At 36.3% G+C, this 17488-nt stretch carries 8 protein-coding genes; all 8 read right to left on the minus strand.

Translation table 11 applies throughout. The features are described 5' to 3' along the window. Positions 1-115: 115 nt before the first annotated feature. On the minus strand, positions 116-1129 hold the full coding sequence (locus tag H5092_RS02625) for a hypothetical protein (RefSeq protein WP_182732848.1): 1014 nt from the start codon (positions 1127-1129) through the stop codon (positions 116-118). Further along, positions 1122-2300, minus strand: a complete 1179-nt coding sequence (locus H5092_RS02630; protein ID WP_182732849.1) for a sulfotransferase — start codon at positions 2298-2300, stop codon at positions 1122-1124. The genes H5092_RS02625 and H5092_RS02630 overlap by 8 nt, the downstream gene beginning before the upstream one ends. Positions 2301-2303: 3 nt before the next feature. Further along, positions 2304-3530, minus strand: coding sequence for a glycosyltransferase (locus H5092_RS02635; protein ID WP_182732850.1), 1227 nt, complete (start codon positions 3528-3530; stop codon positions 2304-2306). After that, on the minus strand, positions 3523-5271 hold the full coding sequence (locus H5092_RS20800; protein ID WP_182732851.1) for a glycosyltransferase: 1749 nt from the start codon (positions 5269-5271) through the stop codon (positions 3523-3525). Before H5092_RS20800 ends, H5092_RS02635 begins: the two co-directional genes overlap by 8 nt. Before the next feature lie 78 nt (positions 5272-5349). Continuing rightward, on the minus strand, positions 5350-6330 hold the full coding sequence (locus H5092_RS02645) for a DUF563 domain-containing protein (protein WP_182732852.1): 981 nt from the start codon (positions 6328-6330) through the stop codon (positions 5350-5352). 42 nt (positions 6331-6372) lie between these two features. Further along, positions 6373-8253, minus strand: coding sequence for a hypothetical protein (locus H5092_RS02650; protein WP_182732853.1), 1881 nt, complete (start codon positions 8251-8253; stop codon positions 6373-6375). A gap of 103 nt (positions 8254-8356) precedes the next feature. Beyond that, a complete protein-coding gene (locus H5092_RS02655; RefSeq protein WP_182732854.1) occupies positions 8357-15283 on the minus strand; it encodes a thrombospondin type 3 repeat-containing protein in 6927 nt (2308 codons plus the stop codon). A gap of 237 nt (positions 15284-15520) precedes the next feature. Beyond that, positions 15521-17488, minus strand: a 1968-nt coding sequence (locus H5092_RS02660) for an FG-GAP-like repeat-containing protein (protein WP_404936170.1), incomplete at its 5' end; no start/stop codon positions are given.

The raw sequence follows: 17488 nt of genomic DNA on the forward strand, positions 1-17488 counted from the left end.
TTCATCGGAATTCAATAGCCACTTTAATTACAGCCGCTTTTCATCCTTGAGTCGAGAGAGCAAGTTTATGTTGTGTACTAAAAATAGTAAACCACAACTTAAACCAGCCAACGGTTTACTTATACCCTTTTAAAAATAATGTATAAATAATTTTAATAAAATCAAACTGTGTTAAAAAAGGTGTTGATACAGTTTCTCTAAATGGATTTAACTTTACTTCGTCCATAAATAACACTTGCCTATTAGGCATATATTTCTTGCACATTCTAGCATTAGAACTTTCGTAATAAGCCATAACTTCGTTGTATTGCTCGATAGTCATTAAATGTGATGGCTGCGGCTTTAACTCAATATCAATTATCTCTTGGGCAAATGTTAAAAAATCTAGCCTCTGTTGACCAGTAATATGCGTCATTCTTGCATTAGCTAATCGAGCGAACTCTAACATTGGATTGCTCCATTTTTTATTAAGCTTTGCCTTAGCTAGGTCAAGCCCAGAAAGATCTGTAACTCCAATAGCCGATAGAAAATTTAGCCTTATATCGTCACCAATGGATGATTTTTCGTAGGGAATAATGTTAATTGAGTCTTTATTAAAAAAGCTTGACCAAAGATCAATAAGCTGTTCATAGTCATATCGCAGAGACTGTGACTGATACTGCTCCATAACCTTTTTAAAAACCTTGGGGCTACCTGCTTTAATTTCAGTTGAATATGATGATTCTATATAGTCAGCTTGGGGCCTAAGATATATTATTATCTGTGGCGTAATACTTAACTTTTCAAAAAAATCTCTTATGTATTTTAGTGCATGCTCTCTTAGCCTTGAACTAAAGTGCTCAGCACTCAAAACGATAGTTTTATTTGGGTGCTCATTAATGCACTCTTCTAGTTTATTCCATAAAAAGTCAACCGGTTGAGTTACGGGCCCTAAAAACTCCATATGACGCCCTCCATTATCAAGAGGATGTACTGAATTAACCAGGTCAAAATGAGCATCTTTCCTAGAGCCTAAGTTAGGATATACGATACCCTTGGCAAGTAAGGCCTGTCTATTTTGTGACATAAAGTGCTGAATACTGGTTGTGCCTGTTTTTTCAGTACCTATATGTAAAACTACTTTACTCATTAAACTCTTCCTGCTGACTGCGATTTTTATAATATGAATTACTGTAACTATAGTTTTGTAATGTCATTTCTGTATCGCAATACTCTTTAAGCTCTAGCAACTGTGTGTGACTCCAATTAAATTCTTCTAAAGACTTTACTTTCGAAGTAGATATCGACGTTTTCTCTGGCCTATCTGAAGAAGCTAGCTGGGTAAAAAGGCGTTTTTTCTCGCCCTCTGTCAATATTAAAAAATTACGCAGCTTACCTACTACTTGCTCAGGGCTATTGGCCATATCAAACTGATCTACTTCAATAAACCAGTCATTACGTTTTAATAATTGGTTTATTATTTGACGAGATTGCCGCCATGCTACAAATGTTTGACGCCACTGTTTTACATGCTGTAAAAAACTAACTTTGGGGAATTTAATAATTCGAGACTGAATATTTTCCATTGCTCTTCTTTTACAAAAAATAACTTTGGCATTAGGCCAAGCCATTAACGCAAAAGGTAAACTTTGCAGCATTGGTATTCCTGGAGTTTTATCTAAATGAATACTATTACCGTAATACAGCTTATATATTCTTCGGAGCATATTCAAATGCTCTGCAAGCAATACGGTTTTAGGCACAGCGTTTACCAAATTGCCATTAATACCTGCTGTAATTGACTGCTCAAAAAACACATCCGTTCCTTGTAAGGCTTTAGAAATACCCTCTATTACATGTGATTCCCCATGTGCATGGGCTTTCAATGCTTTACGGCATGCCTTACCTAATGCAGAGGTACCTGAACGAGGTGAACCTACAATAAGTAAAACCTTATCAGGCAGTTCTATTGGTTGTATAAAACCACGAAATATCAGAGTCTCTTTTGAGTTATTACTTACATGCACACTAAAGTGATAATCTGTTGTTATAGCTTTATTGATTAGGTTAATATCAAATCTAAATACGCTTTTATAAGCAGCCAAACCTAACTCTTCATGTAACTTAGGTGCCAAGGTAGATAATATCTCTACTTCGCTCTCAAGCTCTCCCTGTAAGTTTCTAACAACTAAAGCATCAAAATTTTCGTCTACAACTATGCGCCCACCAAAGGCCAAACTTGCATGCTCTAAAATACCAACTTTAGAACCTCTTATATGACCAACTTCAGGGTTGCATTCTTCAATATAATAACTGTGCATATATTAGCTAATAATCTTATTTATTTTTATATAGCTCTCAGAAAGAGTTAGAGGTGCGGTTATATTTTTAGCTAAAGCGCTACCTAAATCAGGGTCATTTAATATTTTTTGTAATGCATCAGCTAACGATACCGGGCTACCAGCCCTAAAATGCAAACCTGTTTTATTGTGCTTTATTTTTTCAGCCATACCACCAATATCACTAACGATCACTGGCTTTTGATGATTTAAAGCCTCTTGTATTACCATAGGTGAATTTTCCCACCAAATTGATGGCACCACAACCCAGCTAGTAGCTCCTAAAATATTAGTAAGCTCTGAAGGTTCATAAGAGCCGTGCATTCTTACAACACCCTTCAACCTTTTTAGTTGAGCATGTACTTTTTCTTGAAAGTCTGTTGGTTGCGAATCAAAGTTTGCGCCATGTATATCAATACAAAGTTGCTGCCTTAACTCTTTAGGTATTAATAGTAACGCGTCAAGTAGCACATCAACGCCCTTAAAGAGATTAATTTGCCCTATATAAACAATACTTACTTTATCAGTGTTATTTAGCTTTACGGTTGGAGCGACATTTTCTAACTGCCCGTTTTCAACAACGTGTATAGCTTCAGAAGAGATGCCCCAGTCGATATAACGCTGCCTTAAAAAAGCCGATGGAGCAATAAATGTGTCAACCATCTCAAAACAGCTCATAATATATTCTTTTCGCAAAAAGAAATCACCCGGTGACTTATCTGGAAAACATCCATTACACTCGCGCGTACCAGATTCAAAGCAAAGCTTATTTTGTCCGCCTGTTTTAATCATCAAACCTGAGTTGTTACATATTGCATAATACTCATGCAAAGTAAGTACTAACTTCGAATTCGGTAACTTTTGTTTAATGATTTTCATCATTTCTACACCAAGTAAAAAGTAATGGTGACAGTAAATGATATCAGGTGCTATTTTCTCTAGTAGGTCAGCGAAATCGCCCCATAAGTGGCGAGTTTTAATATTAGAAAACAAAAAGAAATCGTCATGCGTAGTATGAAATAAAATTTCACGCTTATTTTTTATACTAGAAAAAGCAGCTCCACCATGTGGGGTTACAAAGGTTCGCGCTAAAAAGTAAGCATCGTCACCCTGTTTTAAGCATTCTTTGTAAAACTGATAAGCAGCTTGTTCCCCACCGCCTTTGTTAAACTCAGGATGACCGTGAGCAATTATGAGTACTTTTTTAGACATTTTGTTGTTTAACCTCTTCAATTGCATCGCCCCATTTATCTTTTTGATATAAACCATTGAGGAGAGTTAATTTGTATTTCCAATCACCACTGTCAACTAGATTTTGAGAAAGCCTCTCTAAGTGATACAACGACTCTTTAGTATCAATATATATTTTTTTATTGTGTTGATAGGCCTTTAAGCACAAATCTGAATCTTCAAAATCACCTAAAATATAGCGAGTATCAAACCCTCCGACACTTATAAAAAACTCTTTTTCCATTAACATGCACGCACCAGTGACTAGCTCTGTTAATTCAGTTTCTTTTTTATTTATTAAATGCGATGGCATTCCCTTATGAGGGTGATAGTTCATCCAGATGCCAGGGTAATAGGCATCATCTTGAAAAACCATACCTATATGCTGAATAGTTTCATCTTCGTAAACTAGCTTAGTTCCTAAAATACCAGGAGAATCAAGAGAAGAAAATTTTTCAGCTAATCGGCCTAGCCATCCTTTATTGCTTGGCATTACATCTGAATTTAGTGCAAGTATATATTTGCCAGTGGCTATACTCGCACCTAAATTATTTGCACCTGCAAACCCTAAGTTTTTACCTGCGTGTATAGTTTTGAATGGGTGATCAAAAGTATTAAATACCCCATGGCACATAATATTAAATTCTCGCTCAATGCGCGGATCATCCAAAACATAAATAATCTCATGATTTTGCATATCAGCATCATTCGAAAACGCGAGTAGTTGGTGCTGTAAAAAATCATAGCGACCGTATATAGGAATAATCACAGATACAGTGGGCTGAACATTAACCTCGCCAAACATACCAACTTCTGGCAACAAATTATCCATAATAGATTCACCTTGCCAAATATCAGCTAAATGTCTCAATATCGCAGGCTGGCCATTATCAAAAAAACGAGCTTTATGTACGTTAACAAATGATAAGTAATCTTTTAGTATTTTTGTTTTTGATAACTGACTACTGCCACTACTATCAACACCTGAAGTCATAATGCGATTTTCAGACGCTTTAATAATTAACTTTTCTGGTAAAAAGTCAGTTGGTAATCTACATGCACAAACCATACCTGCATTGTAATTATCGGCTAAGCCGAATTTGGTATTTATATCTGTACGTAAGTAACGAAAACATTCCGTAACCTGATAACCTTTACCCTCTTCGTCTTCAACTATAATATCGCTTATAGCGCCATCAGTTAAGGCCCAGCCATTAAAGTAAAGTAGATTTGAATCAGTAATAATACATAAGTCGAAGTAATGACGAATTGATGTGGGCTCTGTTGGTTTATCGCTGGTATCAAGGGTACTATTGAGCCCTTCTTGTACTTGGCGCAAAAAAGATGCTTTTTTAGCGCCAAGAGCGGCTAAAATAACGTCTGGAGAATCTATAATTACAGGCTCTAATGAAGAAGCTACAATCTCTTTATTATCAATTTTAAACACTAATTTAGTAAAATCTGATTCACTGCGCTCTGCCACAAGAGTAAATCCATATGCATTAACAGTATCGGGTAAATTAAGTGCTGTTATTAAATCATCTCTTTCAAAAAATTCATAAAACACTTTAACTAGTGCATTATCTTCATCTTCAATAGATACAGAGATAACAGGCATATCGGCTTCACTAACAAGCCAACCTGACATATACCAAGCACCATCTAAATATGATGCGTAATCAATATGGATAACTTTATAATTATTATCTAACGCACTGGACACAAAAAATTCCTTTCTTTATAAACCTAATTAGGTTGTAACATGTATACTTTATCAAATTAAGTAGTTGAAAACATAATATTAAAAATTTAATTCCCTTAAACAGCGCTTTAAATGAGGAATATCAAAACGAGTAACTAATTTATCTTCATTTATAATGTGACCTGAAAAAGGAATGCATATAGGCTCTATATTATTAAGCTCATTACACATAATTTGGTTTGGTTTTATCTGATTTGGCTGCCTAACACTACAGATACTTATAACTTTAGTTCGAGGCTTCATAAATAGACAATTATGTAACGCAGAACCTTCAAGACCAGCAATAACACTCGCATTAACTAAAAGCGAAAGTTGCATATCTATTGTTAAATCTTCCATATAAACAACCTTAAAGCCATGCTCAGTAAATACCTCTTCTATTTTATGCTCGTTTACAACCTTGCGTTTTCTTTTTTGTAATCTTGAGCGAGATAAATAAAACTTTAGATTGCTAACTTGTAAATCTAAGACATTCTGACGTAAACGTTCAAATATATTAATATAATTAGGGTGTACCTTATTCAAAATATAACATTGAGCATTCGGGACTGTTAATGTTTCTACTAGTGTATCTTCTTTTAAAATTATTACTTTATCTGGATTTAAGCCAAGCTTTTTAAAGCAAAATGACGCGAAACTTGTCAGCTCATCACTTTTCCTAGGGAGAACAAAATTACTAAATATAAATCCGTCGTATTGAGTAGAACCTTTGACGGCCCAAATCCTAGATAAAGTCTCTAACAAGAAATGACCATAATGCTCGGTATAAAAACCTAAATAGATATAGTGACCACTTAGTTTATTTACATTTTTATTAGCTAAGTGAGTGCTCTTCTCTTTATCAATTTGAGTAAAGTGTTCCTGCTCTAAGTAATCAGAATCTTGCCTTAGGGCTTCACTTATAAGGTTTCCGGATTGATCATAAACCCCAGCTTTAAACTGTCTTTTCTCTCGGTTAACCTGTGTGGCACAAATATAAGCATTGCTACATTTCTTTATAGATAATGAATAACTTTTCAATTCCAGTTCCTAATAAACCAAGTAATTACATGCACACTAAAATTACTGTTCAAAACTTAAAAATACAGCATCTTTGGCATTAATAGTTAACTCTTTAGCTTTTAGCCCTTCCCCTTTAAGACTCGCTTGAAACGAAGAGAGTTTGCTGGTGTTTACTTTAACCACTTTTCTGGACGGATTAGCAATCACTACGCCATTTTCAAAAATACGATAGGGTATCTCAATACCGTATCGTATTTCTAAATTAGCTAATTCGACAGAATCAGCATCAGATGTCAAAGTTAAAGTGTTTTGTCCTTTTTTAAGGTTTTTAAAGTAAAAACGACTATCAAAAGAAAGGCTATCAGACCACGTCATATTTTTTTGTTCACTATCTTCATTCGGACTAATGGTTATATAATTCACTCTATCTTTGTGCTTAATATTTGAACTCGAGCTTACGGCAGCGATGACGGTTATATCACCAGGATTACTAAGTTTAAATTTTAACACTATATTTATTTCTTTATCATTTCTTTTACTGAGTCCAAATAAACTCGCATTCTTATTGAGATGCAGCTCTTTAGACTTAACCTCAAATTCAACAGTATCATCATGCTCTGGTTTTAAATATTGCATTTCAGACAATGGCTTTCCAAGCCAAGTATTATAGTTTTTTTCATCACCTACAAACTCTGACCAATTATCAATACCTTTGCCTCTTGGCCTATACGCTGGAGCTATTATTGTGTCAGTAAATAGTGCCCCTGCCATTCGTAATCTGCGTAAATTTTCAGTAGGTGACTGCGCAGGCCCTTTTTTTCTTGGTACTTTGCCAAGTTTAATGTAATTTAAAGAAGGAGAATAACTTCGTGACTTCCAAAATAGGTGACGATTAATCCCCGATGACCACTGCTCCACTTGGTTATCCCAGTGACTTGGCCAAGTTTCGCTTTCAATCCCATTTAAAACCGAAAATTCACGTTGTTGATTAGCCTCATTACCATCAGCTAAAATCAACTTGCTCTTACCTAACTCACTGCGTAAAGAGCTTAAAAACAAATGAACACCTTGGCTATATTTTTGCTGATAAAGGACATCCAATTTAGATGCTTTACCATCATAATTATAATCTATCGGTGTTTTGCGAGATGGGTGTTTTAAACCTCGAGTATCAGCTAGTACATCAAACTCAACACCATCAAAACTACTTAATGCTTTATCGCTGCCAAGATACCCCATAAGGTTATGTGTAAGCCTTAAAGGCATCCCACCTTGAGCTATAATGTTACTAAAATTATATCGCCATAACGCCTGACTACTACCCGGAGCAATTGCTGGTTGTGATACATGGGCAGCTAAATACGCTTTATTTTTTTTATATGCTCTAGCTTTAGTACTAAATACACCTCTTTTTACTATAATAGTACTTTCGTTTGTTATGCTTAATAACTTAACCTGTTCTGATTTATGCCAGTCCAACTCTCCCATATTATTAACCGGCACAATTACAATATCATCTGAGTTTTTGAAAACCTGAGTGTCGTTGACGGTAATAACAGTATCTGAAGGATCGATTGCCCCCTCTGAATAAGTGCCAACAAAATAAGTCCAGTCTTCGCCGTGAAATGCATCAAAGTCAAAATTAGGATCTCGCGCATTTCCATTAAAATGAAGCAACATAAGCTTAGAAGGATTATCTTTTTTATATTGGATAAACTTTTTTTGCGCTTCTTTAGATCTACCAGGGATCTCCTCATCTAATGCTTTAACCACCATTCCATCTAACTTAGACCACCGCTTAGCCCACTTCTCGTAACTAATAGAGGTATTTGCTGCGCTATTTTCAACATTACGAAAATAGATTGCTTTAGGGTATTGTTCATCAAATATCTTTAAATCACTTAATTCAGTGCAAGTTGATTGACCACTATAAAGCGCCAAGCTTATAACCATAACGAATAAAGTCTTAATAAAACTCTCCAAAACCCAATCAACGAATAAAAAAAAGCCTCAATAAATTGAGGCTGTCTATCTTATAACATTTTTAATTTATTATCTGACTGTCAAGCAAAGTTAAATCTTTACCATTCAAGCTTGTTAAAACTAGCGCTTGTTGTGTTTGGCTTATACCACTAATTACAATATCTTCAACACCATCGTTGTTTGTATCGTAATGCGACAATGAAATACCCTCCCACTTACCTGGTAATGTATAACGGCCATACTCAGTTGTTAATCTGCCATCTTTAACAACAACCTGAACCGCTCTATTTGTTTTTGTATAACCTAATAAAGCAAACTCGTTAAACCCGTCGTTGTTTAAATCACCTAGCTCAACTACTTGCGTATCTTCCCAATTACCTGGCCAGCTAAAATTAGTAATACGCTGATTAGCTAAGCGGCCATCGTTTATACGTAAAAACACCTTATCTGTTGTTGGATGGGTTCCAACAATAGCAACATCTCGTATGCCATCATTGGTTCTATCATTTACTAGCAAAGGTTTTACATTTATAAGGTCATTTGGCCAACTAAACGTACGTATAACGCCACGCTTGTCATTACCTTTCTTAACTAACCATTGGTAACGACCATCATCTTTACGCTTACCAAACTGGCCCCAATCCGTTGTACCATCACCATCAAGGTCGTCCATTTGATGCAAACTAATATCATCCCAAAGTGGATTCCAGTTATATACATCAAGTTTGCTATTCGCGTTTGCACCGTCGTACATAAACAATTGACCTTTATCTAAACGCTCATGTTTACCATGCATAGCAACTTCAGGGATTCCATCTGACGTAATATCTGTCATTACAACAAATTTAGGTGAATCCCATTGATTAGGCCATTTAAAGGTTTGGTAATTACCACGTGTCATACCGTCTTTTACAACCAGTTGCCTTGTACCATTACTTAAATGGACACCGCTAATTGCATATTCTTCTACGCCATCGCCTGTTAAATCAGACAACACTTCAAAAGATACATCACTTAGTGTAGCTGGCCAATTCCAAGCGCCTAACTTAGCGCCATTTGACCCAGAATGAACTAATAATTGGTAACGATTTTTACTGCTATCGAACCCAAATACACCAAGTTCCTCTACGTCATCAAAGTCTCTATCTTGTAGGGTATAAAAGAAAACGCTATTAAATGGGTAAGTAATAGTGAACTCATTGAGTAAATCAAAGTTATCGCCACTGTAGAGTTTAACTATGGTATGTTGCTCATCTTCTTTATAGCTAATCCAATCAAGTACACCATCAGCGTTAGTATCATTAAACAGCGACAGTACACCCAATGGGCCTATAATACTATTTGAGTCTAATGGATCGCTACCATTGGCTATTTCAATATTATCGTTTACACCATCACCATCAGAATCTGCAGCATTTAAGTTCGTGCCTAGTGCTATTTCTTCTGCATTAGTTAAACCATCATTGTCAAAATCATCATTAGCGTCATTAGGATTTAATGGGTCTAAGCCATTAGCAATCTCTATAAAATTCGACAAACCATCTCCATCAACATCAGTATCAGGGTCTGAATTATCGCCAATACCATCTAAGTCTGTATCGGCTGATTCTGATGCATCAAGAGGAAAGTAATCTTCATTATCAAGTACCTGGTCACCATCATAATCAACAAAAACATTTTCATCGCCTTGAAGTACAAATGGATTCTGATTGTGATTAAATAATGAAGTGACCTGAACGTTGCTCGAAAATAAAGTTTCTACCGTATTATTTAACTCAAGTTCAGAAAAGTAAGAATAGCTATAATCAGTAAAGAAAACTGTTTGCTGGTCATCTCCCGATAGTATCACTTTAAAATCGTCTGAAGGGACTAAGTTGTAGCGTCTTAAAACTGATAAGTTACCTTTAATTTCGAGGGTACCTTCATCTAAAGTATCTGAAGAAGAGTACTGGCTAGAGTCTGTAAAAAAATCACCAGCAACAACTACGCTATCTTCAGCACTTTGCATAATTAAAATACCATATGAGTTAGTATACTCGTTTGGTGTATTGGTAGGTGTTTGAATTCGGTAATTTTCTCCTACCATAAGGCTACCTTCAGCAACGTATAAATCACCGGCTGATTGAGTAAGGTTTCCTTCAACACTAAGCGTGTGCCCATTCAAATTAACTTCTGCACCTGTTAAATTAAAATCACCTTTAATAACTTGATCACGCGAAAGGACCCATGTACTACTTGCATTATTAACCGTTAGGCTATCTTTCCAAAAATCACCTTCAATAGCCGCTAACCCACTTAGGACAATATTTGAAGAGTTTAAAATAGGCGTTTCTGTACTATAAAGTAATGATGAAACAACAGACTGCGTTTCGAATTCAACACCTTCCAAGCTACTATTTAAAATTTGCAGTTCGCTAAAATGAGAGTTTCTGTAACTAGGGTCTTCAAAATGAACGATTTGTTGCTCAGAGCCAGATAAAATAACTTTATGAGCTCCAGTGGCTTTAAAGCTGTAATTGCTATAGCTAGATAGCTGCCTAAAGTCGCCTTTAACTTCCAACACACCTGCACTTAAGTAGCTTTCGCTAGATGAGTAATTATTTGTATCAATAACAAAATCACCACTTACCAATACTTTGTCTGTAGGATTTTGCATTAACAATGCTCCCCTAGAGTAAGTGTATTGATTAGGAATAGTCGTAGGTGTCTGTACACGATAAGCACCGCCTACAATTAAACTCCCTTTCGCGACATTTAGCTCTCCGTCCGAGTGAGTTAAGCTTCCTTCAATCTTAAGTTCTTTAGTGTTTAAATTAACCTCAGAGCCCTTAATATAAAAGTCACCCTTTATTAATGTATCTGATGATAATACCCACGCATTACTATCACTATTAACAGAAAGGTTATACGGCCATGTATTTCCTTCAATAACAGCCTGACCGCTTAACACAATATTTTCTGAGTTAATAACTGCGGTAGTTGTAGCATAAAGCTTTGAAGAAACTATCGCAGGTGCATCAAAACTTACACCTGATTCACTACTATTTGTAATTAGTAATTCATTAAATCTAGAGCTATCAAATTTGGTATCATCAAAATGTACTGTTTGATACTTACTACCTGATAGAGTTACTTTATGTGTACCGCTCGTTTTAAAGCTATAGCTGCCTAATGACATAAAGTCACCTTTGACCTCTAATATACCTGCACTTAAGTCACTATCATTACTTACATTGTAATTTGAATTTATATAAAAGTTACCATTTACTAAAACTCTATCTTCAGTACTTTGCATTAAAAGTACACCACTTGAACCTTTGTATTCTCCTACAATATTATCTGGTGTTTGAATACGATAATCAGCTTCAATAATTAATGTACCTTGGTTAATATTTAAGTCACCATCTGAGTGAATTAAACTCCCTTTAACAGTCAGAGTATGGGTATTCAAACTAACCTCAGACCCAGTAATATTTAAATTACCCTGAATAACTAAATCATTGCTCAAAAACCATGGACTACTATCATCATTTATAGTCAAATTATGGCGCCAAATACCACCATCAACTACAGCTCTTCCTGTCAGTACGATATTTGAAGAGTTAGAAATAGGCGTATTAGTACTGTATAGCGTTGCAGCAATTAAAGTTGCTGTTTCAAAGTTAATCCCTTGCATACTGCTATTAGTAATTTGAAGTTGATTAAATTGTGAGAAGTTAGATTTTGGGTCATCAAAATGCACAGATTGTGGTGTATTCCCAGATAAAATAACCTTGTGGGTGCCACTTGCTCTAAAGTTATAATAACCAGAAGAAGTTGATAATTGAGTAAAATCACCTTTAAGCTCTAAAGTACCAGCGCTTAAATAGCTTCCATCCTGAGCCCCTTTGTAAGAGTCCATAACAAAATTGCCACCAACAAACACACTATCTTCAGCGTTTTGCATTAATAGTATTCCCGATGAGTAGGTATACTCGCCGGGCACATCTGTAGGTTTTTGAATTAAGTAATCACCATTAACAACTAAGCTTCCCTGAGCAATGTCCATTTCACCATCGCTATGGACTAAATTCCCCTCAACGGTAAGCTTTTTGCCATTCAAATTTACTTCAGAACCACTAACAAATAAGTTTCCTTTTATTACTTGGTCGTTTGTAAGTACCCAAGGGCTACTGCTTGTATTTACAGTTAAATTATTTGGCCAAGTATTTCCCTCAATAACAGCTTGCCCACTCAACACTATATTTTCTGAATTAATAATAGGTGTTGTCGTTGAGTAAAGTTTAGACGCTACAAGAACATCTGTCTGAACATTAATGCCAAGAACGCTTGTATTAGTAACAAGAAGCTCATTTAATACTGATTCATTGTACTTTGTTCTTTCAAGAGAAATTTTTTGCAGCTCAGTTCCTGATAAAACCACTTTATGCGTACCACTAGCTATAAAGCTATAACGCCCTAAAGAGATAAAATCACCTTTAACTTCTAACGTTCCTGCAACTAAATCTTTATTATATGAATTACTAGGGTTAGAAAAAGTAATAAAATCGCCGCCAACTAGTACGCTATCTTCAGTCGTTTTCATTACTAGAGCGCCTGAAGAAGCAACATATTCACTTGGAATATCTGTCGGTTTTTGAATTCGATAGTCACCCTTAACGATTAAATGACCTTCTGCAACCGTTAGCTCCCCCCCTGCTTGAGTAATTTGCCCCTCAACAGTAAGAGTAAAACCATTAAGATTAATATCTGAGCCACTTAAATAGAGATTACCTTTAATTGTTTGATCCGCATTAAGTACCCATGCGCTACTGTTAGCGTTTACGGTAATATTGCCACCCCATACTCCTCCATCAATAACAGCAGGGCCTGATAGCACAATATTTTCACTATGGGTAATAGCCGACGTAGTGGGTAAAAGAGCTGAGCCAACAAGTGCTTCTGATTCAAAAACAACACCAGCATCACTATTATTAGCAATTTCTAACTGATTAAACTGAGAGTATTTATAAGAAGGGTCATCAAAGTGAACAATTTGTTGTTCATTACCAGACAATATAACCTTGTGCGTTCCTGTCGCTCTAAAATTATACTGACCAGAGTTGGTACTTAATTGGCTAAAATCGCCCTTAATTTCTAATATACCGGCACTAAGATTACTATTATTAGAAGAGCTTCTGGCGTCGGTTACAAAATCGCCATTAACTAAGACTCTATCACTATCATTTTTCATTAATAAACTACCGTTTGAATACGTATACTCACCCGGTATAGCTGTTAGTTTCTGTAAGCGATAATCGCCCTTCACAACTAAACTACCTTGCGCTATGTTTAATGCACCATCTGATTGTATCAAGTTACCTTCAACAGTAAGTGCAAAGCCATTTAAATTAACTTCAGAACCATTCACGTAAAAGTTACCATTAATAGTTTGGTCTGCGGATAGTAGCCAAGTAGCATCGTTATTGCTTATTGTTATATCATTATTCCACACCCCACCATTAATAATAGCACTTCCAACTAACGCTATATTTTTAGAGTTAACGATAGGAGTAGTCGTATTAAAAAGAACTGATGAAACAGCAATCAAGGTATCAAAATTCACACCTTCTAAGCTTGTATTTTTAATTTCTAACTGACTAAATAATGAAGAGTTATTATATGTATCGTCAAAGTGTACTGTTTGTTGTTTATCACCCGATAATATAACTTTATGAGTACCACTTGCTTTAAAGTTATAAACACCTGAGTAAGAAGACAGCTGGGTAAAATCCCCTTTAACCTCTAAAGTACCCGCACTTAAATACAAACCATCGCGTGAGCCTTCTCGTGAATCCATAGTAAAACTACCATAGACCAAAACACTTGCGTTAACGTCTTGCATTAATAATATGCCGCTAGAGTAAGTATATTCTCCTAAAACAGCATTAACAGGCTTTTGAACTCGGTAATTACCTTTAACAATTAAACTACCTTTATTTATATTTAAATTACCATCTGAGTGAATTAAATCACCTTCAACTGTCAGCTTAAAATCAGTCAAGTTTACGCCTGCCCCAGCAATATAAAAGTTACCTTTAATTAGCTGATCACGCGATAAAACCCAAGAGCTACTATAAGTATCAATACTAAGATCACTCTCCCAAACCCCGCCTTCAATAATAGCTTGGCCAGATAAGGTTAAATTTTCTGAGTTATGTATAGGGGTACTAGTTTTATACAAAATTGAAGAGACATATGCCTTAGTTTTAAAATCAACACCAGCTGAACTGCTATTTTCTATCAATAACTGATTAAAGAGCGAATAGCTATTTCCTGGATTATCAAAGTACACGGTTTGCTGTTCTGTGCCTGATAAAATAACCTTGTGTGTTCCACTTGTTTTAAAGCTGTAATTACCACTTGCTCGAGAGTAAGTTGATAACTGATTAAAATGCCCTTTTACTTCTAAGGTGCCAGCAATTAGATTATTTGATGAGTTAATAGTTGAGTCATTTACAAAGTCCCCATACACCAAAACTGATTCATCATCACTTTGCATTAATAATTCACCAAACGAATAGGTGTATAAACCAACCTCATCGGTTGGCTTTTGAATTCGATAGTCCCCTTTAACGATCAAAGAACCACCATTTAGAGCAACTGTTCCACCGGCTTGTATAAAATCGCCTTCGATAACAAGCGTAGTACCTTGTAAATCAAGCGTGCCGTCTTGAAGAATTAAATTTTGTTCGATTTTAGAGGGAAGCTTAGCAATATAGGTGGTATGAGTATTATTATCACTATCTTTGTAGGTACATTCCACACCTGAAGGTTTAAATTCACCAATATTAACACGTGATGTGCCCCCGCAGGACGCATAGTGTTTTTCTAGTATTTTTGTAGAGCTAAGAGAATAGCCTGAGGATACTTCATTTTCTTGAACTAAATTTGCGTATATTTCTGAAGAAAACAAGCAAAAAATAATTAATAACAGCTTTAAGTGCATAAAAACACTCCTTTGTTTTTTGTAACTAAATCACAACCTTTTATTGACTGCAATTTACATATGTAATCAAATTATAATACATTAGGGTACATACAAACAATCCTTTAGTCTTTTTATTCAAAAGTTTTCTCATCACAAAAGAGGGTTTTGAATACTAAAAACGATAAATGTACTACTTACAAAAAAGCCACAGTGCTATTAACACCGTGGCTTTTTTGTACCTATTTAAATATCCGCTTAGCGAACGGTAGTACTTAGTAACCCTAAGTCATTGCCGCTGTATACACTTATTGTGCGCGTTAATGTGCTTGCATCAACACCGTTAACTATAACGTCTGCTTGCCCGTCGCTATTTACATCGTATGAGGTAATGGCTAAATCAGCCCAGTCGCCTTCCAGCGTTAAACGTCCGTACTCACTAAGCGCTTGCCCGTCTTTTATAACTAGCTGGTATTTGCCTGAGTTTACATTAATACCTAACAGCGCTACTTCTTGTGTGCCATCGTTGTTTAAGTCACCTAGCTCCATGACTTGCTCGTTTGTCCATACCGCTGGCCAGCTGTAGTTCGCTATGCGGGTATTGGCTAAGCGTCCGTCGTTTACACGTAAAAACAGTTTGCCACTGCCGTTTTTACCATACAGGGCCACTTCTTTTACATCATCCCCTGTGCGGTCACTCAGTAGTAATGGCTGTGCATCAGTTAAGTCGTTTGGCCAGCTAAACGTGCGTATTACACCGCGCTTATCGTGTCCTTTTTTAACAACCCATTGGTAACGACCGTCGTCTTTTCGTTGACCAAATTGACCCCAGTCAATCGTGCCGTCGCCATCTAGGTCGTCCATTTTATGTAGGCTTATGTCATTCCACAGTTTGTTCCAGTTATACACGTCTAGCTTGTTGTTGCTATTTGCACCATCAAACACAAACAGCTGGCCTTTATCTAAACGCTCATGACGACCATATAACGCAACTTCTGGTACACCATCGTTAGTTACATCGCTCATTTGTACTATTTGCGCGTCTAACCACTGGTTTGTCCATTTAAACGTTTTATAGGTTTGTTTACTCACTCCGCCTTTTACAAACAGCTGCTTTGTGCCGTTAGTTAAATGAATACCCGTTATCGCGTACTCTTGCACACCATCTAAAGTTAAATCATCAAGCAGTTTAAACTCTACATCTTTTAACGTTTCAGACCAGTTCCATGTACCCATGCCTTGCCCTGTGTAACCGTTGTAAACCGCTAACTGGTAGCGCCCTACTGCACTGTTAAAGCCAAATAAGCCTAGCTCTTTTATACCGTCGTTATTGCGGTCTCCCAGCAGCTCTATACTTGTTGAGTCAAACCCGTCACTTAGCTCAAACGTTGTAAGCTCACTAAAGTCACGCCCATCTATAATGCTAAAGAACGCATTACCGTTAACGAGTGAGTACTTAAGCCAGTCGGCTGTACTGTCACCATTCGTATCGCTAAACATCACTGTATGAGCAGGTGCCAAGTTAGCATCTGTTGGATCTAATGGGTCTAAGCCAAATTTAAGTTCGTCTTCATCAGATATCCCGTCGTTATCGTCATCTAAATCAGCGTTGTTACCTAGCCCATCGTTATCGGTGTCAATGGTTTCTGATGCATCCAGTGGGAAGGCATCGTCAACATCATTTACGCCGTCACCATCGTCATCTAAGTCGGTATTGTTACCAATGCCGTCGTTATCAGTATCAACTGTTTCAGTTGCGTCTAATGGAAACGCGTCTAGATTATCTTTTATGCCATCGTTATCATAATCAGCAAAAACACTATTAGTACTTTTTAACGTAAATTTATTTCTATTATGGTTAAAAACAACTTTGACCACCACAGAGCTTTGAAAAACCACTCCTTTATTACTATTAGTAAGCTCAAGCTCATTAAAGTAAGAGGCGTTGTAATCTTGAAACGAGATTGTTTGCACTTCATCTCCTGAGAGCAATACTTTATGTGTTCCACTGGTTCTGAAGTTATAACGATCAGATTCAGCATCAAATGTTGATAATTGCGTAAAGCTACCTTTCACTTCCAATACACCGGCCGTGAAATAACTACCAGAGGTTGAGCCATGTGATGTATCTATTACAAAATCACCATACACTAATACATAGTCATTGGCGTTTACCATACGAAGCAACCCGCTTGAATGTGTGTAACCATCATCAGTTGGCGCTTG

It is taken from the genome of Pseudoalteromonas sp. SR41-7 (assembly GCF_014163935.1).
In the GTDB taxonomy this organism is placed as follows: Bacteria; Pseudomonadota; Gammaproteobacteria; order Enterobacterales; family Alteromonadaceae; genus Pseudoalteromonas; species Pseudoalteromonas distincta.